Below are 21,595 nucleotides of genomic sequence, written 5' to 3' on the forward strand. Positions count from 1 at the left end.
TCCATTTGAATAGTGGGGGATTCGATGGGCACAGATCTGATTTCGGGATTGGGTGGATCGGCGGGATTCGGATCGGCGGCGCTGGGGCGCACCGATGACGGATCCGGCTTCGTCAACATCGGCACGATCTTCGAAGAGGGGCTGAAATTCTTCGGCCAGACCTTCACTGGCCTGGTCGTCAACAACAATGGCAGCGTCACGTTCGGCGCGCCGCGATCCTCGCTGACGCCGGGGTTCGTCGACAATACCGGACTGCCTGAAATCGCAGTGTTCTTCGCCGATGTGGATACGCGCGGCAGTGCGGTGGCGGCCACGCCGGGCGGCACCTCCACCGGCTCGAACCGGGTCTATTATTATCTGGATACGACCAACGACCGCGTGATCATCACCTGGGACGATGTCGGCTATTTCCAGAACAAGACCGACAAGCTCAACGCTTTCCAGCTTATCCTGAGCGATCGCGGCGGCGGGGACTTCGACATCGAGTTCCGTTACGAGGCGATCAACTGGGCGATCGGATCGGCCGGCGCCGCCGGGGTCGCGCGCGCCGGCATTTCTGCGGGCACCGCGGCGCCGGGCTCCTTCTACGAACTCGCCTTTTCGGGCGACCAGAATGCCGTCCTTTCGGCCGATGAAACCGCGGGCAATACCGGCGACGCCGGACGCTGGCTGATCAATATCCGCGCGACGACCTTGTTCGACAACTGGCAGAATATCGTCGATTTCAACGATCTGACACCATCGCAGACCCAGGCCGTGCTCGCGGGTGGGCAGGTCGCCTTCGCGGCATCGGGCAATGATGTCGTGTGGCTGCCCGATACCGACGCCTATCGGGTGCAGGGCACGGTGATCTGGGACGCGAACACGAAGTTCGATGCGGGCGTGGGCGACGATAGCGTTCATGGCGGCGACGGCAGGGACGTCATTTTCGGCAATTCGGGCGACGATCTGCTCTTCGGCGGAGACGGCAACGACGTGCTGCGCGGCGGCGAGGGGCGCGACACGCTGGTCGGCGGCTCCGCGATCGTCGGGGACGGGGTGACCAGGGTGATGCCGGACAACGGCATCGATGTCGCGGTCTATGAGAAGCCGATGGAATCCTACAAGGTCGAGGCGATCGCCGGCGGTTTCCGGGTGACCGATCTGGGCGCGGGCGGCCGGGCCGACGACCTCTACAATATCGAATATCTGCTGTTCAACAGCAGCGCCACACCGAGCTGGGCCGAACTGGGGATCAGCCAGGGCCAGGGGAATCCGCCCGCGGGCACCGAGCTTTACCGGCTGCCCTATGTCTATATCGATTTCGACGCGGAAATGACGCGCGTCTTCCGCGTGGTGGATGTCCATACCGCCGATGGATCCTATCAGTCGGTCGCGTCGAAAGCGGGCTTCGAGCCGCTTGGCCGCTTCACCGATGCGCAGAGGCGCGAGATCGTCGAGGGCGTTCAGGCGATCTTCGATCGTTCGGGGCTGGAGATCACGGTGGTCGCCGGCCGCTCTCCCGACGGCGAACAGGCAACGAGCGTCTATTTTTCGGGCCGGGATATCTTTTACGATCATGACGGCAATCCCGCCACCGCCGATGCCCAGTATCGCGGTTATTACACCTATGGGCAGCCGGACTATTACAACCGCAACCGGGACGACGACGTCTTCGTCCTGATGGACGGATACAAGGCCGACGGCATCACGCCGAGTTCGGCCGGCGACATGCAGCAGTTGATCAACACGGTCGCGCACGAGCTCGGCCATGCCTTCGGGCTCGCGCATGTCACCACGGCGGGCAATGGCGCCAATGTGATGGATGACGTCAGCACGGCGGCGGAGCGCTTCGCCAACGACATCTCGCCGCTCGACACGCCCTTTCCGTCGATCAACGACAGCCTCGGGCAGAACCAGTTCTGGCTCATCAATCGCTATGTGGTGGGCGTCAATGCGCAGAACGTCACACCGGGCGGCATCGACCTGAAACAGGTCCAACCGTCCGCCTATGATCTGGCGGCGCAGGATCAGGTCAGTTTCGGGTTCACCTCGGCGATCGCCTCGCTGCAGTTCGCTCTGCAGGTTCTGGGCGCTTCGGCTGCCGACAGCGGTGATTTCGACAGTTTTCCGCTGCTCGAGCTGAACGCCGAGGACGCGGGTGGAGCGACTTACAACCTCCGTTTCGCCGAAGGGCAGGTCATCCGGATCCTGGGCGCTTCGGCGGATGGCGGGCCGATGGATCTGATCGTCGCATTCGATACGCCAGAGGGGCAGGTGACCGAACTGCGCGTCGGACAGGCCATGCCGACCACCGGGACCGTGCTGAAGTATGGCGCGCCGGGGGCGCCGCCGGAAACGCTGGGCACGATCGCGATCGCCGTCACCGGGGTGGAGAGCGTCGGTCCGCCCAGTGCCGCCGACGACATGGCGAATGTGAACGAGGACGGTTCGGTCACGATCAGCGTGCTGGCCAATGACGCTGTCACCGATAGCGGCGGGAGCCTGACGTTGGCGGAGGCGAGCGATCCGGCCAAGGGGAGCGTGACGATCAACCCGGACGGGACCATCACCTATACCCCCGGCGCCAACGCGAACGGGCAGGACAGTTTCACCTATACCGTGACCGACGAAACCGGCGACCCCGATACGGCGACGGTCTTTATCACCATCGTGCCGGTGAACGACGCGCCGGATGCGGTGAACGACAGCGGGAGGGCCGTGCGAGGCGGCACCGTAACCATCGCGGTTCTTGCCAATGATGTGGATGTGGATGGTGACGCGCTGAGTATCGCGAATGTGGGGAATGCCCTTCACGGTACGGCAGTGGCGAACTCCGATGGCACCATCACCTATACGCCGGGCGCCAATTATGTCGGGCCTGACAGCTTCACCTACACCGTATCGGACGGGCAAGGCGGTACGGACAGCGCGATCGTCAACGTCGCCATATCCGATCCCCGTTTCCGGCTGGTCATGTTCGACGGATATGCCGGCGGCGTGCGCGGCGCGGGGGATGTGTTCGGAACCAATGGTTTCCAGGATATCGCCATCCTGGATGGCTCCTATGCGGTGAATCTGGACGGATCGTTCAGCCGGGGCGGGGATATCGTTCGGTTGCCGGGGGTGGCGAGCGCCTACGACATCCGGCTGGCCGGCTCGACGGCGGTGTTCACCAAGGATGACTTGTCGGTCGCGATTCCGATCGGTGTCGCCGGATTGCCGATCGTGTTCGATGACGGTGCGCGCAACCTGCTGTTCGACGGCACGGCGCTGAAGATCGGGGGACAGGTTTTCTCCTCCGTCGCGGCCAAGATACTCGCGCCGCCCGACGGCACGGCGCTGCCATCGGGCGAGAACCCCGCAGCCGTCGCACGCCTGCTGATGGCGTCCGACGGCAGCTATGCGATCGACGGCGACGCGCAGCTATTCGGGACGAACGGCGGGGAGCGGATCGAGATCGTCGACGGCAGCGTCCTGCTGGACGGATCGTTCGGCCGGGGCGGAGACACGCTGGTCTTCAATGAGGGCGCGACCAATTTCGCTGCCTATATCGCGGGATCCTCGCTGGTGCTGGTCGACGACATGGACAATGATCTGATCGTCATTCCGATCGGTACGGCGGGGCTCCGGCTCGAGTTCGACGGCGATGCGCGCATCCTGAGATACGATCTGACGGCACGTGCGGTCATGGTCGGCGATCAGCCCATTACCGCGAGCAGTCTGATTTCCGCGGAGGACCTTGTTCCGCCGCAGGGAAGCGGTGCTGGACTCGCGCCGTTGATACCGGAGGCGCTCCATTTCGGTTGATCCGGAGAAGTCGGGGGCGCCATTCCTTCGAACGACCAGGAACGTGCCCCCGATATCATGATCTCGCCGCGTTGACCCTTATCTGTCGCCGCGCTTGACGCCGACGCCCGGAAACAGATTGGGCGTGATCTTGCCGTTTTCCGCCATCACCTTGCCGGCGACCAGCACGTAGCGATAGCCGCTCGATGCCTGGAGCGGCTTTTCGTAGGTGGCGTTGTCCTTGACGGTATTGGGATCGAAGACACTGATATCGGCATCCGCGCCCACCTGGATGCGACCCTTGCGCGCCATCGCGGGTGCGACCTTTTCGAGGCGTTTGGCGGGCATGATCGTCATCTTGGCGAGCGCGGTCTTGAGATCGAGCAATTTGCGCTCGCGCACATAATGGCCGAGCACCCGGCTGAAGCTGCCGGCGCCGCGCGGGTGGACGTTGGATTCGACCATCGGCATGCCGTCGGATGCGATGCTGACGAAAGGATCCGCCATCGCCGTGTCGATCGCGACCTGCGGGATCATGAAGATGACCACTTCGCCGCCGGGCTGTTCCTTGCGGTACTTGTTGAAGCTCTCCTCGGTCAGTCGCTCGCCGGTCGCGGACCACTGGACATCCTTGTAGGTGATGCCGGAGCGCTGCTGCCAGCCTTCGGAGAAGAACTCGGATCCGAGCGCCGTCGAGCCCGCCTCATAGGGATAGGCTTCGGTCGTGACGTCGACGCCGTGGCTGGCGGCCCCCTTCAGGATCTCGATCACCGTTGGCGCGTCGCCGAGCGAGGTCGAGGTGACGTGGACAAGCTGCAGCGCGGCGCCGGTCGACGCGGCGTCGGCGATCAGCTCGTTGGCGACCGCGATCGGCATCCCCGGCGCACGGCTCTGTTCGCGCATGCGGGCATGGACGAAGACCGGCACGCCGTGTTTCGCGCCCGCCTTGAACGCCTTGTAGATTTCGCGCCGTCCGGTCGCTGGCGTATATTCCAGGCCGATGCCGATGCCGAGTGCGCCGGCTTCGATTTCCCGCTCCACCGCCGCGACGATCCGGTTCTCCTGCTGCTCATCGGCGGAGGTGACCAGCGCTTGCGGCGAAATGACCAGGGCCGCAGTGGGGGGCGCGCCCGGCGTGCCGCACCTCTTGTCGCTCAACACCTCGATCCGCGCACACAGGAAGCTGGCGGTCGCGCCATAATGGATCAGCGCCTTGCCCTGCTTCTCCGCATAGAAATTGGCGACCGGCATCGTGCCGATCTCCATTTCGAACGCGGAGGTCACACCGTCGAGCAACTGGAAGCCCTGGCTTTTCAGGTCCTGGCCATGGGCGTGATAATCGATGAAGCCCGGCGCCACGACCTGGCCCTTGGCATCGAGCACGCGCTTGCCCTTGAGCGGGCTGGTCGAGATCGCGGCGATGGTGCCGCCGTTGATGCCGACATCGGCGACCTCGTCGCGGCCGCTCGCCGGATCGATCACGCGTCCGCCCTTGATGACGATATCGTAATTGGGTTCCTGCGCCGCGGCAGGCGCGACGGCGATCAGGGGAAGCAGGCAAGCCGCGCCAAGAAATTGTCCAAAACGCATCGTCATCTTCTCCCTGGATTGATCCACTCAAGCCGCCCCGGTCGGCATCGGCCGGGCACGCGCTTCAACTGCTTCCAACGACCATCGAAAAGATTTCCGATTCGGTCAATTTTTCTCTGAATGAGATTGTAGTGATCCGGATCTTCACGATCGCTGTGGACGGCGCAATTCACTGCCCGTCGCGCCGGATCGTCCTCAAGGCTTCCGCGCCCGCTTCCTCCACAACCTGACGGCCGAGCCTTCCTGCTTTCCCGGGATCGCCCGCCAGGATCGCATCGATGATTTCCCGCCAGGCGCGTGCGGAGGTGAGCCGCCGTTCGGGCGTGACGACGCCGGCCCAGAGGATCGCGACTTCACCTTCCAGCTCGGCGGCGAGGCGGCCGATCATGATGTTGCCGCCGGCCGCCAGCGTGACCAGCGCCAGCGTGCGTCGCGCGACGATATAGTTTTCGAATGGGCTGTCCTGGTCCTGCGACAAGGCGTCGAGCAGATCCGCGCCGGCCATCAGTTCGTCGTCGATCCAGGCGGGGCGATCGGGGGCCTGTGCCGCCTCCGCCATCTGGACGCCCGACAGCACCGCGCGGATCGCGAACAGATCGGCGACATCGGTCGCATCCAGGCGGCGGACGAAGACGCCGCGCCGCCCCTCCATGCTGATCAGGCCGTGGCGGTCGAGCAGGCGGAAAGCCTCGCGGACGGGGCCGCGGCTGGTGCCGAATTCGGCGGCGAGCGGAAGTTCGCGGATCGGATCGCCGGGCTTGAGCGCGCCGAACTGGATGCGCTGCAATATCGCCGCCGCGACCTGATCGGTGGCGGAGGGCGCGGAGGGGCCGGTGGCGAGCAGCCGCTGTGCGATCCGCGAGACATAATGGCGGACCTTGCGCGCGGTTCGCCCCTTGTCGATCACCACCGGGGTCACAGCGCCCGGAAGCTGTGCCGCCTCGCGCCGCGCGGGGGAGCGGCGGGTGGTTTCGAGAAAGCTCGCCGCGACCAGCCGGTCGGCATCGTCGAAACGATCCTGCGCGATGGCGGCAGCCAGATCGCTCAGCGCGTCGACATCGATCGGGCTGGTACGGCCATGGGCGATCATGCTCATCACGCCCAGCCGCTGCAATATCGCCGCCAATCGCGGCAGTCCGCTCGCATCGCCGATCAGGGAGAGCGCGGCGCGCAGCCGCAGATAGTCCCGCCACGCGCCCGGCTCGAAATCCACGGATGCGATTGCCGTGTCGCCCCGCCTGATCTTCGCGCGGTCGATCGCCAGTATGAGCAGCGCCTGCCAGATCGGCCTGATATCGGTGGGATCGGCATCCTGTGGCCGGGCCAGCGTCGCACCCCGCCGTGAGGACAAGGTCAGCGCGCCGAGTTTGTCGAGCTGGTGCAGCGCTTCGCGGGCCTGGGTGTGGGTCACGCCGAACATATCGACGAACCAGCGCTCGGCAAGGCGCGCGCCGGGGGCGACCGCGCCTTCGATCATTCGCCGCAGGGCGGCGAAAACCAGATCGTCTTCCTCAGCCATTCATGATCCGCTGGTCACGCTCCGTCGGTCGATTCGGACGTGTCTAGACCTAGAGTGATTTCGAGGCAGGTGGAATCACCTGCCGACTGGGAAATCACGGCAAACCAAGGACAATCGGATGCGATCCGGTTCAGCTCGAGCCGGATCTCGTCCGATCCTAGCGGTCATCGAAGCGCGGCGTCCGTTTCCCGAGAAAAGCGGCGACGCCTTCCTCGAAATCATGGCTGAGCGTGGTCAGCAGAAACTGGTCGCGATCCATGTGATTGACCGCCGCGTGCAGCGCGCCGGATGTGCGGTTGACCGCTTCCTTGGTCATCCGCACGGGCATGGGGGGCAGGGCGGCGATGCGCTCGGCCCATCGCAGCGCCAGATCCAGAGCCCCGCCGCGGTCCGCGCCGGCATCGGCCAATCCCCAGTCCAGCGCTTGCGTGGCGGCGACGGCATCGCCGAACACTGTGATACGCTTGGCGCGGGCCGGGCCGACCAGTGCGGTCAGGCGCGGCAATGTCTGCCAGCTCATGTTCATGCCCAGCGCGATTTCGGGGAGGCGGAGCGTGGCGTCCGCGCCCATGATCCGGAAATCGCAGGCGAGGGCCAGCGCGAAGGCGCCGCCGATGCAATAGCCATCGATCGCGCAGATGGTGATCGCCTCTATCTCCTCCCAGGCGCGGCACAGGTCGGGGCCGGCGCGAAGGGCCTGGCGGCGCTCGATCAGTGTCGCATCCTCCGCGACCGCCGGTGTGGCGAGGTCGATCCCGCACGAGAAGATCGTGTCGCCCCCGCTCAGGATCACGGCGCGGATATCGGCGCGCGCGCCGAGATCGCGGGCGATGGTGGTGAGCGCAGCGATCGTCGCCGGGTCGAGCGCATTGCGCTTTTGCGGCCGGTCGATGCGGACGATGTGGATGCCCGCCGCATGCTCCTCCAGGGTGACGCTCAAAAGGGCCGATCCCCCTTGATCGTCACGCGGTTGCCATAGCGCCGCGCCGGCCAATAATCCCAGATCGCATGATGCTGGGCGCAGCGATTGTCCCACAGCGCGACGCTGCCCGGCGTCCAGCGGAAGCGGCACTGGAACAGCGGATGCGCGAGATGCTGGAACAGATAGCGCAGCACGGCGTCGCTCTCGTCCGCCTGCATGTCCAGGATATGCGTGGTGAAACCGGCATTGACGAACAGCGCCTTGCGTCCGGTGACGGGATGGGTGCGCACCACCGGATGGATCGCGCGCGGATAGCTCGGCCGGTCGGCGACGCCCAGATCGGCATAGAGGCCGCGATAGACATGTTCGCCGTCATGCACCGCGCGCAGGCCCTCCAGCCGCGCCTTCATGCCGTCCGACAGCGTCTCATAGGCCGCGTACATATTGGCGAACAGCGTGTCGCCGCCGATGTCCGGACAGGTGCGGATATGCAGGATGCTGCCGAGCGGCGGTTCGGCGTCGCATGACACGTCCGAATGCCAGCCCTCGCCATTGGCGCGCGCACTGTTCTCGTCGGCGGCGATGATCATCAGTTCGGGGTGGCCGGCCTCGCTGGGCGCCGCGGGGTGGATATGGAGTTCGCCGAAACGCCTGCCGAACGCGATATGCGCATCCGGGGTCAGCCGCTGATCGCGAAAGAAGATCACCAGATTTTCGGCGAAGGCGCGCTCGATCTCGGCGAAGGCGGCGGGCGCGATCTCCCCCGCCAGATCGACGCCCTCGATCTCGGCGCCGATCGCGGGTGTGAGCTTGCGGACGCCGATATGGCGGTAGGCATCACCCACCGGGGCGACATTGGCGATATGGACGCGTCTTTCGATCATGGCTCCGCTCGCGCGGGATCGGCGCCGAGCGCGCTTGCCGCGCGCCAATAGGCGAAACCCGCCAATAGGTTGAAGATGAAGATGCCCGCGATCGCGACGCCCAGCGCACGGACGCCCAGATCCGGCGACAGTCCGTCGCTGATCATGCCGATCAGCAATGGACCCAGGCCGAGCCCGACCAGATTCTGCACGAAGATCATCAGCGCCGCCGCGCTCGCGCGCTCGCCGGGATGCGCGACGCCCTGGACGAGCGCGTAGGTGGAGGGCTGGTAGAGGAAATTGAGGAAGGTCGCGAGCGCCGCGCCGGCCAGCGCCAGTTCGTAATCGCCGGTCAGATAGGCGGGCGCGCCGACCGCGGCAGCGATCAATACGGTGATCGCGGGCCACCATCCCAGCCAGCGCCGGTCGCGTCGCGCCAGCCGGTCGCCGATCGCGCCGCCCGCCAGGCTGCCCAGCGCGCCCGCGACGAGCCCGATCATGCCGAGCAGCAGCCCGGCCTGCGCGATCGACAGGCCATGGCCACGCACGAACCAGGGGATCGCCCAGGCGCCCAGCCCATAGGTAACGACCAGATGGAGCGCCGAGCCCGAGATGCACCAGGTGAAGGCGCGGTTGGCAAGCAGTCCGCGATAGACGCTCCATGCGGTCTCGGCGCGTGGCGGCGCGATGCGGGGCGGCTCCTTGATCGTCAGCCGGACGATCAGCGCGACGGCGATGCCCGGCAGCCCGATCGCAGCGAAGGCCCAGCGCCAGCCATGATGCTGCGCCACATAGCCGCCCAGGGCGGAGGCGAGGAAGGCGCCCAGCGAAATGCCCGTCACCAGCACCGCGAAGGCGGTGCCGCGATTGCGGGCAGGCACGCTGTCGGCGATCAGCGAGTGGGTGCAGGGTGCATAGCCGGCCTCGCCCGCCGCCACACCGGCACGGGCCAGCAACAGCGTCCAGAAACCGGTCGCCAACCCGCACAGGCTGGCCATCGCGCTCCAGATCGTCAGGCAGATCGCCAGGATGTTGCGCCGGTTGAACCGGTCCGCCAGCCGCGCGATCGGCAGACCGAGTGGGGGATAGACGAGCGCGAAGGCGGTGCCGCCGAGCAAGCCGATCATCGTGTCCGACAGGCCGAACTCGCGCTTGATCGGTTCGGCGATGACGCCGATGATCTGCCGGTCCGCCATGTTGAGCGTCGACACGAGCAGCATGATCAGCAGGAAATAGGCGGTGCGCGCGCGTCCCGGTTCCTCGGTGGGGAGAGACGCATTCACCGTCATGATCGCTTTTCCCCTCCACCGGATTCACGCACAACCATATTGCGAATGTCGATTATTGACAATAATGCTCGCGGGGACGATGCGATGCAAGAGTGATTTCAAGGCAGGTGCAATCACCTGCCGGATCGGAAATCGCGACAAACAAACGAATGTCCAAGTGGATGAATCGTCAAGATGATCGATGCTCTTTCCCGTCTTCTCGATCGCTATGCCGGTTTCGGCCGCAAGGCTTCCGGTGGCGCGGGAGACGATGCCTGCGGCGCCTGGCTGGAGGCCGAAATGGCGGCGATCGGGTTCGCGACCGAGCGCCGCTATTTCGACATGAGCTGGTTCGATGCGGATCGGGCGGACCTGTCGGTTGCCGGGCTCTCGGTGCCTCTGCTCCCGCATCTCGACTGGTCCGGAACCGTTGCCGGTCGCATGCTGCCGTGCTGGCCCGATATGGCGGTGCAGAATGTGGCGGATCGCATCGTCCTGCTTCATCTGCCTTTCGAGCGCTGGTCCGACAGCGCCGACCGGCGGATCGCGCGGCAGGTCGATCCGCTGCTTGGCCGCGGCGCGGCGGCGATCATTCTTGTGACAACCGGGCCGACCGGCCAGCCGCTCGCGCTCAATATCGGGGATGGCGACGTGGCGCCCCTTCCGGCGGCGATCATGGGATCGCGCGATGCGGCGGCGATCTCCGCCATGGCGGGTGCGGAGGCGGTGCTGACCGTGCAGGGGCGGGGTGGTCGCCGGCCCGCCTATAATCTGGTCGCGCGGCTCGATCGGGGGCATGCGCGGGATCTGGTCGTCTCGACTCCGCGCTCGGGCTGGTTCGACTGTGTCGGCGAACGCGGCCCCGGCATCGCGATCTGGCGCATGCTCGCCGAAGCCCTTGCCCGCGACGATCCCGGCGCCAATCTCGTCTTTGTGTGCGCAAGCGGGCATGAGCGCGGCTATGCCGGCATGTCCGCCTATCTGTCGGATGGCGCGCCATCGATCGACCGGACGGCCTTCTGGCTGCATCTCGGCGCGAATTGCGCGGCGCGCGACTGGCATCGCTCCGATGAATGGCTGATGCCCTTGCCCAGCGCGGATCCGCATCGCTTCCTTGTCGCGTCCCCGGCGCATGTGGAGGTGGCGCGTCCATATTTTGCCGGATTGAGCGGGCTGGAATGCCCGTATCCGGGCGATGGCGCAGCCGCGGGCGAGACCGGCCGGATCATGGCCGCCGGCTATCCAGATGTCGCCGGCATCTTCGGCGGGCATCTTCTCCACCATTGCGCGGATGATGATCTGCGCGCCATCGATGTCAGGCTCGTCCGCCCGGTGCTGGATGCGTGCGAGGCATTTCTTCGCAGGGCACTCGCCTGAATCCGCAATATTGGTGATAATTGCCGATATTTGGTAAAATGCATTGAGGGTGCCGCCGGTCGCTTGGAGCTTTTGCGAGGCGGAAATGGCGAAAAACCTGACTTTCGCGAAATTGGCACGGTCCGTGCTGAAGGGGTTGCAAGAGCGGCGGGATGTTCTCCGCCCCTGGCAACGGAGTTCAGTCGATGGAAGCGCAACAGTCCCTTTTTGCCCGCAGCGATACGCTTTTCGGCATTTGCGAGGCGCTCGGTCAGGATTTCGGTTTCAACCCGAACTATCTGCGCGTGGCATTGGCTGCGGTGGTGATCTGGAGCCCGGTCGGCGCGATTGCCGGATATGCCGCTGCCGGCGCGGTGGTGCTGCTGTCGCGCCTGGTCTTCCCGGCGCCGCGTTCGGCTCAGGCCGACCAGACGGATACGCAGGACGAGATCGCGACGCCGGCGATGCTGCCCGCGCCGCGCGGACGCAGCGAAGTCGCCGATGCGGAGATGTTGCCGATCGCCGCTTGACCTTTTCCTTACGGTGCGATGACCCCAGCATCGCCCGCACCATGCCCGTCCCTGCCAAGGCAGGGGCGGGCTTTTTCGTATCGGTCCCGGTTCAACGCCGGTTCAGCCGTCGGCATGGAACCTTGCGGGCCTTCGGAGCGCTATCGGCGCAGGATTGGAGACAGATCGTGAAGACCAGGCTTATCATCATCGCCGCAACGCTGGCCGCCGGCAGCGCGGCGCCCGCGCTCGCACAAACCCGCGCCGATCAGGAGCGGTGGGATGCGGCCCAGGCGCGCTATCAGGCCGAATCGGATCGGTACCAGCGCGAGCGCGAACTCTATTATGAAGCGCGTGATCGCGATCGCAGTTATCGTGCGCGCCCGCGCTACGAGGACGATCGCTACGCCACCGATTACGACGCTTCGCGCTATTATCGCGACGATCCGCGCTACACCGAACGGCGGCTCGGTTCGAACGACGAAGTCTATCGCGGTTCGGATGGCCGCTATTATTGCAAGCGCAGCGACGGCACGACCGGGCTGATCGTCGGCGCCGCCGCCGGCGGCTTGCTCGGCAACGTCATCGATGGCGGCCGCCGCCGCACCGGTGGAACGCTGATCGGCGGTGCGCTGGGCGCATTGCTCGGCCGTTCGGTCGAACAGAATAATGATATCCGCTGCCGCTGAACCCGCGATATCGAACCCGATCCGCGCCGTTGCGGATCGGGTTCGCCTCTCGTCGGAACCGGCCTGATGCGCTAACCGGTGCACGTGGTGCGGGGTGATTCCCGGCATCGGGTTCAGGGAGAGTGGGATGAGCGGACCGACGCTGCCGATCGAGGGTGAATGCCGTTGCGGCGCGGTGGGTTTTTCGATCAATGCGCCGCCGCTCCTGACCATGGCCTGCCACTGCACGGGCTGCCAGCGGATGAGTTCGAGCGCCTATTCGCTGTCCGCCGCGATCCCGAGCGACGCCTTTTCGATCACGCGCGGCGAAACCGTGATCGGCGGCCTTCATGGCCCCAGCCAGCATCATTTCTGTGGCCATTGCATGAGCTGGCTGTTCACCCGGCCGGAGGGCATGGACTGGTTCGTCAATATCCGCCCGACCATGTTGAACGACACGAACTGGTTCAGCCCGTTCATCGAGACTTTCACCAGCGAGAAGCTGCCCTGGGCGGAGACCGGCGCCGCGCACAGCTATGAGAGCTTCCCTCCGATGGAGGATTATGAGGGGCTGGTCGCGGAATATGCCGGGCGATCATGAGCCCCTGGTGACCCGGTGAAGGGGGCCGCGCATATCCTCACTTGATGAAGAACTCCACCGGCACGACGAGTTCGATCGCATCACCCTTCACATCCTCGGGCGGTTTGGGGAGCGGCTGGGCGCGTTTGGGCAGCGATAGCGCTTCCTCGTCGAGCGATCGGATGCCGGAGGGGCGCTCGAGCCGGACGGACAGAATCCTGCCCTCGCGGTTCATCACGAAGCGGATATAGGGCACACCCTGCTGGCGGCGGAACGCCGCTTCGCGCGGATAGCGCTTCACCTTGTTCAACGCGCCGAGCACCAGGCCCTCCCATGTGGGCTTGCCCGTCGACACCTGCGGCGCGGGCGGTGCGGGCCGGGTTTCGGGCGCGGTCATCGTCTCTGCCGGCGGGCCGGGATCGGGAACGGGCCGTGGCGGCGGCGCCGCAACCGTGCGGGTACCGGGAAGCTGGATCTCGGGCGGTTCGATCCTGGGCGTCTCGATATCGGGTTGCTGCCTTTGCTTCGGCACCTGTTCGGGGCCGGGCGGGACTTCGCGGACCGGTTCCGCCGGCGCGGCGGGCGGCGCCACGTCGAACACGCTGAGCGATACCGGCGGCGGCATCGCCCGATGGCTGACCCAGGTGAACAGCGCGCCACCCATGATGATGAGGCCGGTCACCATGGTCCCGCCGATCCCGAACAGCCGTCCCTGCAGGCTGGCCGAACGATCCGAGAAGCGAGGGGAGGGCTGCCAATCATCGGTGTGCGAAGGGAATGGGGACGATCGGCCGGCCGACGGGCTGGTCGGTACTGTCGCGGCGTCCTCCGTGCCGGCCTGTGCGTGCGCTCCCGCTTCGTTTTCGGTTTCGAACGTCATCCGCGCCGCCACAGTTCTTGATAGGTGATCATCGCGACGACGGCGAGCGCGGCGATGGTCAATGTGCCCGACCAGAGCACGAGCCCGATCGACAGTCCGTCCGCCGCGATGCACGACGTCAGCGATACACTCAGCAGCAGCCAGCCGCCGGTCCGCAACCTGCGCTCGGCCGTTCTGGACGGCATCCCGCCGATCAGATCGCGATGATGTTTCGCCAGCGACAACGCGAGCAGGGCGAAGCCGCTCAGGGCGAGCACGAGTGCAAGGATGGTCATTATCCGCCGATACCGCCGTTCAAGACCAGCAGGAGCAGGGCGACGGGCAGGGATGCGCCGGCGATCCACAGCCAGGCCCGCGCCGCGCTGCGCGCATGGAACACGGCCATGACGATTGCGGCATAGATCAGGAAGCTGGCGAGCGCGGGCGCGAGCAGTGCGGCATCCCTCGCCACCCCGCCAGCGCGCAGCAACAGGAACATGAGCATGGCGATCAGGCTGGTCAGCAGATATCCGCCTCCAGCGCCCGCGATGATGCGCGATACCAGCGAAAGCCGATGATGAACGGCGGGCGTCATGCGAAACTCTTTCCATGCACGCGCAGCGCGCGTCCGGAAGGTGCCGCCCATTTGCGGCGTACCTTGGCGGCTGCGATCGCCATGACCGCACCCAGTGCCAACATGGTGAGATCGAAGCCGGCCAGCACCCAGTCGCCCGCCGGAATGGTGACGCCGAGATGGCGGTTCGTCGTGATGGCGTTGAGCACCGGCAGCAGGATGAAGGCGAGTGCGGCGGCGGCGAGCGCTTCTTCCCACGCCTTGCCGGCCGGGCGGCGGATCGCGGCCCATAGCAGCGTAGCGCCCATTGCGAGGAAAAGGCTGTGATATTCCCATGCCGCGCGCGTTTCCATGGCGACGGGCAACAGGCGATTGGCCCAGAAATAGGCGGCGATCCCCAGCGGCAGGCCTGCGATCGTGCCGATATTGAGCGTTTCGACCAGGCGGAAGGAGAATGCATCGCCATCGCGATGCTGCTTGTGCCGGCGTTTCACCGTCCACAGGATCAGCCCCGTCGCGATCATCGCACAACCGAGCAGGCCGGACAGGAAATAGAGCCAGCGCAGCAGTCGGCCGGCGAACAGCCCCTCATGCAATGCGGTCATCGCATTCTGCGCCTTCCAGGTCGCGCCCTGACGGAATGGTGCGGACGAAATGTCGGCGCCGGTTACGCCATCGAAGACGCGGGTGATCCGGGTGTTGCGCGCCAGCCCGCTCTCCATGAGCGAAAAGGTGATGCGCGCATTGGCATCGCCGGGACGATCGATCGAAATGCCGCCGATCTTTCCCGCCCCCCATTGGCGCTCGACTTCACGCGCAAGGCGGGGAAGGTCGGTCAGCGGCGCGGGGATGCCGCTTGCCGGTACCGCATCGTCACGTCGGAAGCGACCGCCCCGCGGCGCCCCGTCGCCGTCGAAGCGATTGTTCACCCGTGGATTGAGCGGATTGCCATAGCCGTCATTGTCCCATGTCTTGTCCACGCCATAAGCGAGGGTCATCGTCGCCGGGATGTAGGCGTACATGAAGAAGACCAGCCCGGAATAGGTGATCATCAGGAAGAAGGGCAGCGCTGTCACGCTGATGACATTGTGCATGTCCAGCCAGCTCCGCTGCCCCTTTCCCGGCCGGAAGGTGAAGAAATCCTTGAAGATCTTCTTGTGCGTGACGACTCCGCTCAGGATCGCGAGCAGCATCAGCATCGTGCACAGTCCGACGATCAGGATGGCGCTGTGCTCGGGCATGTAGTGAAGCTTGTAGTGAAGACGATACAGGCCGACCCCGCCATCGGTTTCCCTGGGTTCGATCTTGCGCGTGATCTCGTCGCCGGTTGCGGGATCCATCGTCACGCGTTCCCGCCCGCCACCGCGCCGGCCGGCCTGTTCCGCGCCCGGCTTGGGCCAGGACAGATGCCACTCGCGTTCGGTGCGATCCCATGGCGGATCGATCGACCAGCGTTCGGCATCGGGCGCTCTCGCGCTGAGGATCGCCTGCGCCCGCGCGATCGCCTCTGCCGCGGGAACGGGCGCGGACGCCACCGCCAGCGGCGCCTCCGGCTGCATCCAGCGGGTTATCTCTTCGTCGAAATAACCCGCGGTGCCGGTCATGAACACGAGATACAGCACCCAGCCGACGACCAGACCGGTCCATGTGTGCAGCCACGCCATGGATTGACGAAAAGTCTCTTTCATCGGCTCAGGTCCGGTTTCCGGCCAGGGTGCGGATCATCAATAGGTGAGCCGGGCGGTCAGCAGCACCGAGCGGGGCTCGCCGTAGCGATTGCCGCTGCTCCACGCGCCCAGGCGCTGGTAATAGCGCTTGTCGAACAGGTTGTTGGCGTTGAGCCCCAGCATGAGATGTTCGTTCACGCGATAGCCAAGGCGCGCATTGACCAGCACATAGCCGGCCTGCTCGACGATGTCGGTCACATTATATGCGCTCGTGGTGCGGCTCTGCGCGTTGATGCCGGCGCCCAGCGTCACGCCCTCCAGCGTGCCCGGCAGCGCGTAATTCGCCCAGATCCGCACGAGATGCTTGGGCGTGATCATGCTGAATTGCCGGCCCTGATTGGCACTTGGCGTACCATTGGCGAGCCGATCGCGCAGATATCTGGTCTTGGTGTAGGTATAGCCGGCGGTGATCTGCAGGCCGGGGATCAACTCTCCGGAGATTTCGGTCTCGAGGCCCTGGCCGCGCACCTTGCCTTCGGCGATGTAGCAGGCGCCGCCGGTCGGCGACCCTGCGCACGGCAGCGGGTTTTCGGGATCGATCTGGGAGCGATTGGTTTCCAGGATACGGAACAGCGCGAAGGAGAGGTTCAGCTTGCCGTCGTAGAATTCACCCTTCGCGCCCAGTTCGTAATTCGCGCCGACGACGGGCGGCAGGGGCGTGCCATCGGCCTGGTACAGGCTGTTCTGGACGCGGAAGATGTCGGCATAGCTTGCGTAGAGGGACCAGTTGCGGTCCACATCGAACACGATGCCGCCATAGGGCGTGAAGACGTTCTTCTGCTTCCGGCTGACGGGCGTCGCGGTCGCGTTCGCCCGCGATACCGTCTCGTGATTGCTGAGCCGGGCGCCGACGATCAGTTTCAGCGGATCGGCGACATTGAGCCGCGCCACGCCCCAGATCCCCTGCTGTACGGTCCGGGTGTAGTTGCCGATCGGAACGAAGGGCCCGAAAGTCGGCTCCGCGATCGCCCAGGGATCCGCACCGAAGATCGGCTGCGGGACGGCGACGACGGTCGCGCGTGCTTCCTTCCGTCCATAAGCGAGCTGACGTGAATGGCTGGCACCGACCATCACTTCGTGCGCGCGTCCGAGAAGATTCACCTCGCCGCTTACCTGCCCTTCGGCCGATACGGTTTCGGTCGATGACATGATGTCCGTGATGGTGGCGCCCAGGCGCGGGCCGATCAGCGTGACGGGATCGATCGCCGCGACGACCGCGGCGTTCGGCGCCAGCCAGTCCTGCAGCCAATGCTGGTAATTGACCTGCAGCTTCGCCTTCCAGCTACCGCCAAGCTGCTGCTCGATCCCGCCAAATGCATTCACGGCATTCACGTTGAAATGATTCCAGCCGGGCGCGATTCCGCGCGACGAACGCGGCAGGCGGGAATCGCGACCGTCGGAAAACCAGGGCAGGCCGCTGTTGAAGAAGGCGTCGGTGTTGTTCTCCTCATAGCTCGCGCCGATCGTCACCAGCGTCGTGGGCGTCACATCCGCTTCGAGGATGCCGTACAGAAGGGGGCGCTTGGCATGCTGCAGGTCGATGAAGAATTCGCGATCCTCATAGGCCGCGATCCCGCGCACGCGCAGCCAGTCGGTCAACGGCACGCTGATATCCGCCTCAACGCGAAACTGGTTCCAGGTGCCGGCATGTGCGACCAGGCCGTAGCGCTCGGTTTCCAGTGGCCGCTTGCGCACCAGGTTGACGACGCCCCCGGGATTGCCTTGTCCACTCACCAGTCCGGCCGCGCCGCGCACGATCTCGACCCGATCGAACATCGCGACGTTGGGCGTATAGCCGCCGGTGGATGTTCCGGCGCCCATCATGCCGTCGATTTGCGTGGAGCCCATGGAAAAGCCGCGCGCATTGAAAGTGATCGATCCCAGATTCGCCGCTGTGCCGGTAATGCCGGTGGCGGATTCGACGGCGTCGTCGATGGTCATGAAATTTCGGTCTTCGATCTGCTGGCGCGTGATGACCGACACCGATTGCGGGGTCTCTCGCAGGGTGAGCGGGAGCTTGGATGCGGTGATCGCACCGCGCGCGGTGTAGGATCGGGTCGCCTCGGATGCGAGCATGTCGCTATTGGCGCTCGGCGCCAGCCCGGCGGAGGCGCCTGCACCCTCCACGCGCACCGGGCCAAGCTGCGTCGCACCGTCCGCCACCGTGGGTGCGCGTTCGATCAGGACGGTGTTCGCGCCCGCATGGCGGAAGGTGAAGCCGGTGCCGCTCAGCAGCGTCGACAATGCCTGTTCGGGTGACATCGCACCGGAAACGCCCTGCGTCCGTACGCCACGCACCTGCGCGCCGTCGACCGTTACCTGCAATCCGGACTGGCTGCCGAAGATCGCGAGCGCGCGATCGAGATTCTGGGCTTCGATGTTGAAATTGCGCTGTGCGCCCGATTGCGCGTGGGCGGGTGCCGCCATCAGCATCGCCGGCCCGATCGCCGTCGTTCCCAGCAGCACCGCACCAAAGACGCCACGCCCGTCGATCAACCGTGCACTCAAACCCCCGAACGACACATTCAGCCTCCAATATCATCACAATCAGGGAGGCAATCTGCTAATGCATGTTCTTTGCAATAAAGCCTCGGGTCATAACGATCCGGGATGAGCGATTTTCAGCGATTTTTTTCGGGTAGTTATTATTCTGTGAATTCAATGTGTTGTGCGGGTCCTGCTCGTTGAGGCAGTGTCTCCGGTCAGCCCGTTTTCGGTGCCGTGCGCTAATCGCGCGAAACCAGAATGATCCACGGTGTGATCTGACGGACGGTCGCGCCGTGCGGGCGCACCAGCGCCACAATGGCGCCCGCCGGATCGGCGAGGTCGAAACTGCCCGATGCCGAGCGGGAGGCCAGGCGATCGTCGTCGACGATGATGACGCCGTGATAGGAGCGGCGGATATCGGCGATCACTTCCGCCACCGGCCGGTCGACCACCGCCAGCGTGCCATTGCTCCAGGATCCGACAAGGCTGGCTGCGCCGTCGCCGCTGCTGAGGCGGCCATTTTTCACCGCTGCCCATTGGCCGGCGGTGAGTTCGCGTTTCGCGGCGACCGATCCGGTGGATGTCACGCGGACCCGGCCGTGGCGCACGGACACATCGGTGCTGTTCCCGCCCAGCCTTACATCGAAGCCCGTGCCCAATACGGTCGTCATGGCCTGATCGGTCAGTACGCGGAACGGACGTTTCTCATCGCGCGCGACTTCGAAATAGGCCTCGCCCGAAAGCAGGCGGACATCCCGGGTGCCATGCGCGAACGTCACCGAGACCGCGCTTTCCGGCCCAAGCCGGATCGAACTGCCGTCTTCCAGCGCAACCGTCCGCCGCTCGGCGGTGCCGGTCCGATGGTCGGCGTGAAGGCGCAGCAGCAAGGTGGGGGTGACGGCGAGTGCAAGGCTGGCGGCGATGGCGGCGGCGGCGAATGTCGGCCAGCGCCGCCGGTGGCGTCGCGACGAAGCCAGGCGATCCGGTGGGCGGGCGGCGGGAGGTTCAAGGAATGCGATGTTGCGGCTTTGTCCGACCAGATCGGACACGTGATTGGCGTGCCTCCAGGCCTCGCGATTTTCGGGCGCCGCCGCGTGCCAGCTCTCGAAATGCGCGCGCAGTTCCGGATCGTCGGGCTCTTCGGCGAGCCGGATCACCCAGTCGATCGCTTCATCGGTCGCACGATCGTCATGCAAGGGCGGTGTTTCGGTCATTCGGCTCCCGCGGCCGCCTCGCATGCGGCGACATCCATCCACGCGCCACTATTCTTCGGGGCGCTTCCGGACCTCAACGATTCCGCGAGCGGGATTTTCAGGAAAAAAGCACGGGCCATCGAACTAGCGCGCCACCGCACGCCCGCAATGGCGCATGCCGTCGGCGACGAGTGCGTGCGCAAGCGCGATCGAAATGCCCAGATGCTCGGCTATTTCGCGCAACTTCCGGCCTTCGACGCGGTGCATGATCAGCGCCGTGCGTGTCCGTTCGGGCAAGGTTGCCATGCGTTCGACGACGCGCTTCAACTCGTCGCGATCCAGTGCGACGTCTTCTGGGGACGGCGCCTCGTCCTGAATTTCGGCGATCTCGGCCGTCGAGTCCGTCCCATCCTGTCGAGTTTCGCGTTTGAGCGCGCGGCGCCGGTCCAGCGCGAGATTGCGGACCACGCGATAGAAATAGCGCAAGGGCTCTTCCAGCATGCGGCCACGTTCGACCTGCTCGATCCGCAGCCAGGCGTCTTGCACGACATCCTCCGCCTGCGCGCGACCGCCGACGATGCCGGCCGCATAATCGACCAGAGCCGCCCGATGCGTGCCATAGAGGGCAGAGGTTGTGCGGCGATCCGCCACGGCAATCAAATGGCTCCTGAGCATTGCGGACGGCCGCATCAGCCGCTCCGAAAAAAAGGAGCATTAATGCGATTGAATCGCAAATACTATATCGGCCGGGCCGCTTCGTCGCAACCGCGTCTCCTCGCCTGCAGATCGCCTGCGGCCCGGAATGGTGCCGGGCAGGCGGAGATCATCCCTCCGGCTCGTTCCCTTCGAAGGACCGCAACTGATCCGCCAGCGCCTTGGCGAAGGCTGGGCGGGTCATGCAGCGGTCGCGATAGGCGGCGAGCCTGGGCCGGCGTTCGACCAGGTCTGTATGTTCGAGATCGCGTAGCACCGTCGTCATCAGCAGGTCGCCGGCACTGAAACGGCCTTCCAGATGATCGCGATCGCCCAGCCACCCTTCAAGCAGGGACAGTTTCTCATCGATCATTTCGACGACGGCGGGCCGGCGCGCGGCCGCCCATGCTTCGCCTTCGGCGAAGATGTCGATATCGGCGAGATTGGCGATCGCGGGCTCGACAGAATTGAGCGCGGCGAACATCCATGCTTCGGTGCGCGCGCGTCCCGCGGGATCGATCGGCATCAGCGCTTCCGAACGGCGCGCGATCCCGAGAACAATCGCGCCGGATTCGAACAGCAATGCGCCATCCTCCTCGATCGCGGGCACCTGACCGAATGGCTGGATCGCCAGATAGTCCGGCGCTGTCTTCTCATCCAGCCCGATCAGCCGTTCGCGATAGGGGATACCGGCCTCTTCCAGCGCCCAGCGCACGCGCAGGTCGCGGACATAGCCCTTCGCGAAATCGGGCACCCAGCGAAAGGCGTAGAGCGTGATCATCCTCGATCCTCCTTCGATGTCATTCCAAGGGCCGGCCGCACCATGCATGGACGGGGTGATCCGGTATTCTCGCATAGGCACTCGGTTCCGGGGCGGTGGCACCGGCGAGCGCGAGCACAGGCATGACCAGCAGCATGCCGCCGCCGACGGTGCGCAGCGATCGCGGCAGGTTGCCCAGCCATCGCCGGGCGCCGATCAGGAGCGTGGCGAACAGGGCAAGGGCGCCGCAGCATGGCAT

At 65.5% G+C, this 21,595-nt stretch carries 19 protein-coding genes; 5 read left to right on the plus strand and 14 right to left on the minus strand.

What is annotated here, in order from left to right:
• The first annotated feature begins 24 nt into the window (after positions 1-24).
• On the plus strand, positions 25-3,789 hold the full coding sequence (locus K7G82_RS10830) for an Ig-like domain-containing protein (RefSeq protein ID WP_222989841.1): 3,765 nt from the start codon (positions 25-27) through the stop codon (positions 3,787-3,789).
• Between the two features lie 78 nt (positions 3,790-3,867).
• Here K7G82_RS10830 and K7G82_RS10835 read toward each other — a convergent pair whose 3' ends face one another.
• From K7G82_RS10835 to K7G82_RS10855, 5 genes are all read right to left on the minus strand, one after another.
• Positions 3,868-5,358, minus strand: coding sequence for an amidohydrolase family protein (locus K7G82_RS10835; protein ID WP_222989842.1), 1,491 nt, complete (start codon positions 5,356-5,358; stop codon positions 3,868-3,870).
• A gap of 169 nt (positions 5,359-5,527) precedes the next feature.
• Positions 5,528-6,877, minus strand: a complete 1,350-nt coding sequence (locus tag K7G82_RS10840) for a GntR family transcriptional regulator (RefSeq protein ID WP_222989843.1) — start codon at positions 6,875-6,877, stop codon at positions 5,528-5,530.
• Positions 6,878-7,034: 157 nt separating this feature from the next.
• A complete protein-coding gene (locus K7G82_RS10845) occupies positions 7,035-7,817 on the minus strand; it encodes an enoyl-CoA hydratase/isomerase family protein (RefSeq protein WP_222989844.1) in 783 nt (260 codons plus the stop codon).
• Positions 7,814-8,683, minus strand: a complete 870-nt coding sequence (locus K7G82_RS10850) for a TauD/TfdA dioxygenase family protein (RefSeq protein ID WP_222989845.1) — start codon at positions 8,681-8,683, stop codon at positions 7,814-7,816. Before K7G82_RS10850 ends, K7G82_RS10845 begins: the two co-directional genes overlap by 4 nt.
• Entirely contained in the window at positions 8,680-9,951 is a 1,272-nt protein-coding gene (locus K7G82_RS10855; protein ID WP_222989846.1) for a spinster family MFS transporter, read from the minus strand. Before K7G82_RS10855 ends, K7G82_RS10850 begins: the two co-directional genes overlap by 4 nt.
• A gap of 174 nt (positions 9,952-10,125) precedes the next feature.
• Here K7G82_RS10855 and K7G82_RS10860 point away from each other — a divergent pair, with 174 nt between their 5' ends.
• From K7G82_RS10860 to K7G82_RS10875, 4 genes are all read left to right on the plus strand, one after another.
• Positions 10,126-11,307 (plus strand): hypothetical protein, encoded by a 1,182-nt coding sequence (locus tag K7G82_RS10860; RefSeq protein ID WP_222989847.1) that lies wholly within the window; start codon positions 10,126-10,128, stop codon positions 11,305-11,307.
• A 185-nt stretch (positions 11,308-11,492) separates the two neighbouring features.
• Entirely contained in the window at positions 11,493-11,816 is a 324-nt protein-coding gene (locus K7G82_RS10865; RefSeq protein ID WP_222989848.1) for a PspC domain-containing protein, read from the plus strand.
• A gap of 167 nt (positions 11,817-11,983) precedes the next feature.
• A complete protein-coding gene (locus K7G82_RS10870; protein WP_425517260.1) occupies positions 11,984-12,484 on the plus strand; it encodes a glycine zipper 2TM domain-containing protein in 501 nt (166 codons plus the stop codon).
• A 127-nt stretch (positions 12,485-12,611) separates the two neighbouring features.
• Positions 12,612-13,064, plus strand: a complete 453-nt coding sequence (locus K7G82_RS10875) for a GFA family protein (protein WP_222989850.1) — start codon at positions 12,612-12,614, stop codon at positions 13,062-13,064.
• 37 nt (positions 13,065-13,101) lie between these two features.
• On the opposite strand, the gene K7G82_RS10880 is transcribed toward K7G82_RS10875, so the two are convergent.
• The 9 genes from K7G82_RS10880 to K7G82_RS10920 form a co-directional block, all read right to left on the minus strand.
• Positions 13,102-13,923 (minus strand): energy transducer TonB family protein, encoded by an 822-nt coding sequence (locus tag K7G82_RS10880; RefSeq protein WP_222989851.1) that lies wholly within the window; start codon positions 13,921-13,923, stop codon positions 13,102-13,104.
• Positions 13,920-14,198: a DUF3325 domain-containing protein gene (locus tag K7G82_RS10885; protein ID WP_222989852.1), complete on the minus strand. Its 279-nt coding sequence runs from the start codon at positions 14,196-14,198 to the stop codon at positions 13,920-13,922. Before K7G82_RS10885 ends, K7G82_RS10880 begins: the two co-directional genes overlap by 4 nt.
• Complete coding sequence (locus K7G82_RS10890) at positions 14,198-14,497, minus strand: hypothetical protein (protein WP_222989853.1); 300 nt, start codon at positions 14,495-14,497, stop codon at positions 14,198-14,200. The genes K7G82_RS10885 and K7G82_RS10890 overlap by 1 nt, the downstream gene beginning before the upstream one ends.
• Positions 14,494-16,164 carry a PepSY-associated TM helix domain-containing protein gene (locus K7G82_RS10895; RefSeq protein ID WP_222989854.1) on the minus strand — a complete coding sequence of 557 codons (1,671 nt, stop codon included), beginning with the start codon at positions 16,162-16,164 and terminating at the stop codon, positions 14,494-14,496. The genes K7G82_RS10890 and K7G82_RS10895 overlap by 4 nt, the downstream gene beginning before the upstream one ends.
• A gap of 36 nt (positions 16,165-16,200) precedes the next feature.
• Positions 16,201-18,726, minus strand: a complete 2,526-nt coding sequence (locus K7G82_RS10900) for a TonB-dependent siderophore receptor (protein WP_222989855.1) — start codon at positions 18,724-18,726, stop codon at positions 16,201-16,203.
• A 203-nt stretch (positions 18,727-18,929) separates the two neighbouring features.
• Entirely contained in the window at positions 18,930-19,904 is a 975-nt protein-coding gene (locus K7G82_RS10905) for a FecR family protein (protein WP_222989856.1), read from the minus strand.
• Between the two features lie 123 nt (positions 19,905-20,027).
• Complete coding sequence (locus K7G82_RS10910; RefSeq protein WP_222989857.1) at positions 20,028-20,573, minus strand: sigma-70 family RNA polymerase sigma factor; 546 nt, start codon at positions 20,571-20,573, stop codon at positions 20,028-20,030.
• A 133-nt stretch (positions 20,574-20,706) separates the two neighbouring features.
• Positions 20,707-21,357: a glutathione S-transferase family protein gene (locus tag K7G82_RS10915; protein ID WP_222989858.1), complete on the minus strand. Its 651-nt coding sequence runs from the start codon at positions 21,355-21,357 to the stop codon at positions 20,707-20,709.
• Positions 21,358-21,376: 19 nt separating this feature from the next.
• Positions 21,377-21,595, minus strand: a complete 219-nt coding sequence (locus tag K7G82_RS10920; protein ID WP_222989859.1) for a hypothetical protein — start codon at positions 21,593-21,595, stop codon at positions 21,377-21,379.

The sequence above is a fragment of the Sphingomonas colocasiae genome (genome assembly GCF_019880585.1).
Classification (GTDB): domain Bacteria; phylum Pseudomonadota; class Alphaproteobacteria; order Sphingomonadales; family Sphingomonadaceae; genus Sphingobium_A; species Sphingobium_A colocasiae.

Bases quoted from the DNA above. Each gene is read 5' to 3' on its own strand.
- K7G82_RS10830 (WP_222989841.1), top strand. From the start codon at position 25: ATGGGCACAGATCTGATTTCGGGATTGGGTGGATCGGCGGGATTCGGA.
- K7G82_RS10835 (WP_222989842.1), bottom strand. From the start codon at position 5,358: ATGCGTTTTGGACAATTTCTTGGCGCGGCTTGCCTGCTTCCCCTGATC.
- K7G82_RS10840 (WP_222989843.1), bottom strand. From the start codon at position 6,877: ATGGCTGAGGAAGACGATCTGGTTTTCGCCGCCCTGCGGCGAATGATC.
- K7G82_RS10850 (WP_222989845.1), bottom strand. From the start codon at position 8,683: ATGATCGAAAGACGCGTCCATATCGCCAATGTCGCCCCGGTGGGTGAT.
- K7G82_RS10855 (WP_222989846.1), bottom strand. From the start codon at position 9,951: ATGACGGTGAATGCGTCTCTCCCCACCGAGGAACCGGGACGCGCGCGC.
- K7G82_RS10860 (WP_222989847.1), top strand. From the start codon at position 10,126: ATGATCGATGCTCTTTCCCGTCTTCTCGATCGCTATGCCGGTTTCGGC.
- K7G82_RS10865 (WP_222989848.1), top strand. From the start codon at position 11,493: ATGGAAGCGCAACAGTCCCTTTTTGCCCGCAGCGATACGCTTTTCGGC.
- K7G82_RS10875 (WP_222989850.1), top strand. From the start codon at position 12,612: ATGAGCGGACCGACGCTGCCGATCGAGGGTGAATGCCGTTGCGGCGCG.
- K7G82_RS10880 (WP_222989851.1), bottom strand. From the start codon at position 13,923: ATGACGTTCGAAACCGAAAACGAAGCGGGAGCGCACGCACAGGCCGGC.
- K7G82_RS10885 (WP_222989852.1), bottom strand. From the start codon at position 14,198: ATGACCATCCTTGCACTCGTGCTCGCCCTGAGCGGCTTCGCCCTGCTC.
- K7G82_RS10890 (WP_222989853.1), bottom strand. From the start codon at position 14,497: ATGACGCCCGCCGTTCATCATCGGCTTTCGCTGGTATCGCGCATCATC.
- K7G82_RS10895 (WP_222989854.1), bottom strand. From the start codon at position 16,164: ATGAAAGAGACTTTTCGTCAATCCATGGCGTGGCTGCACACATGGACC.
- K7G82_RS10905 (WP_222989856.1), bottom strand. From the start codon at position 19,904: ATGACCGAAACACCGCCCTTGCATGACGATCGTGCGACCGATGAAGCG.
- K7G82_RS10910 (WP_222989857.1), bottom strand. From the start codon at position 20,573: ATGCGGCCGTCCGCAATGCTCAGGAGCCATTTGATTGCCGTGGCGGAT.
- K7G82_RS10915 (WP_222989858.1), bottom strand. From the start codon at position 21,357: ATGATCACGCTCTACGCCTTTCGCTGGGTGCCCGATTTCGCGAAGGGC.
- K7G82_RS10920 (WP_222989859.1), bottom strand. From the start codon at position 21,595: ATGCCATGCTGCGGCGCCCTTGCCCTGTTCGCCACGCTCCTGATCGGC.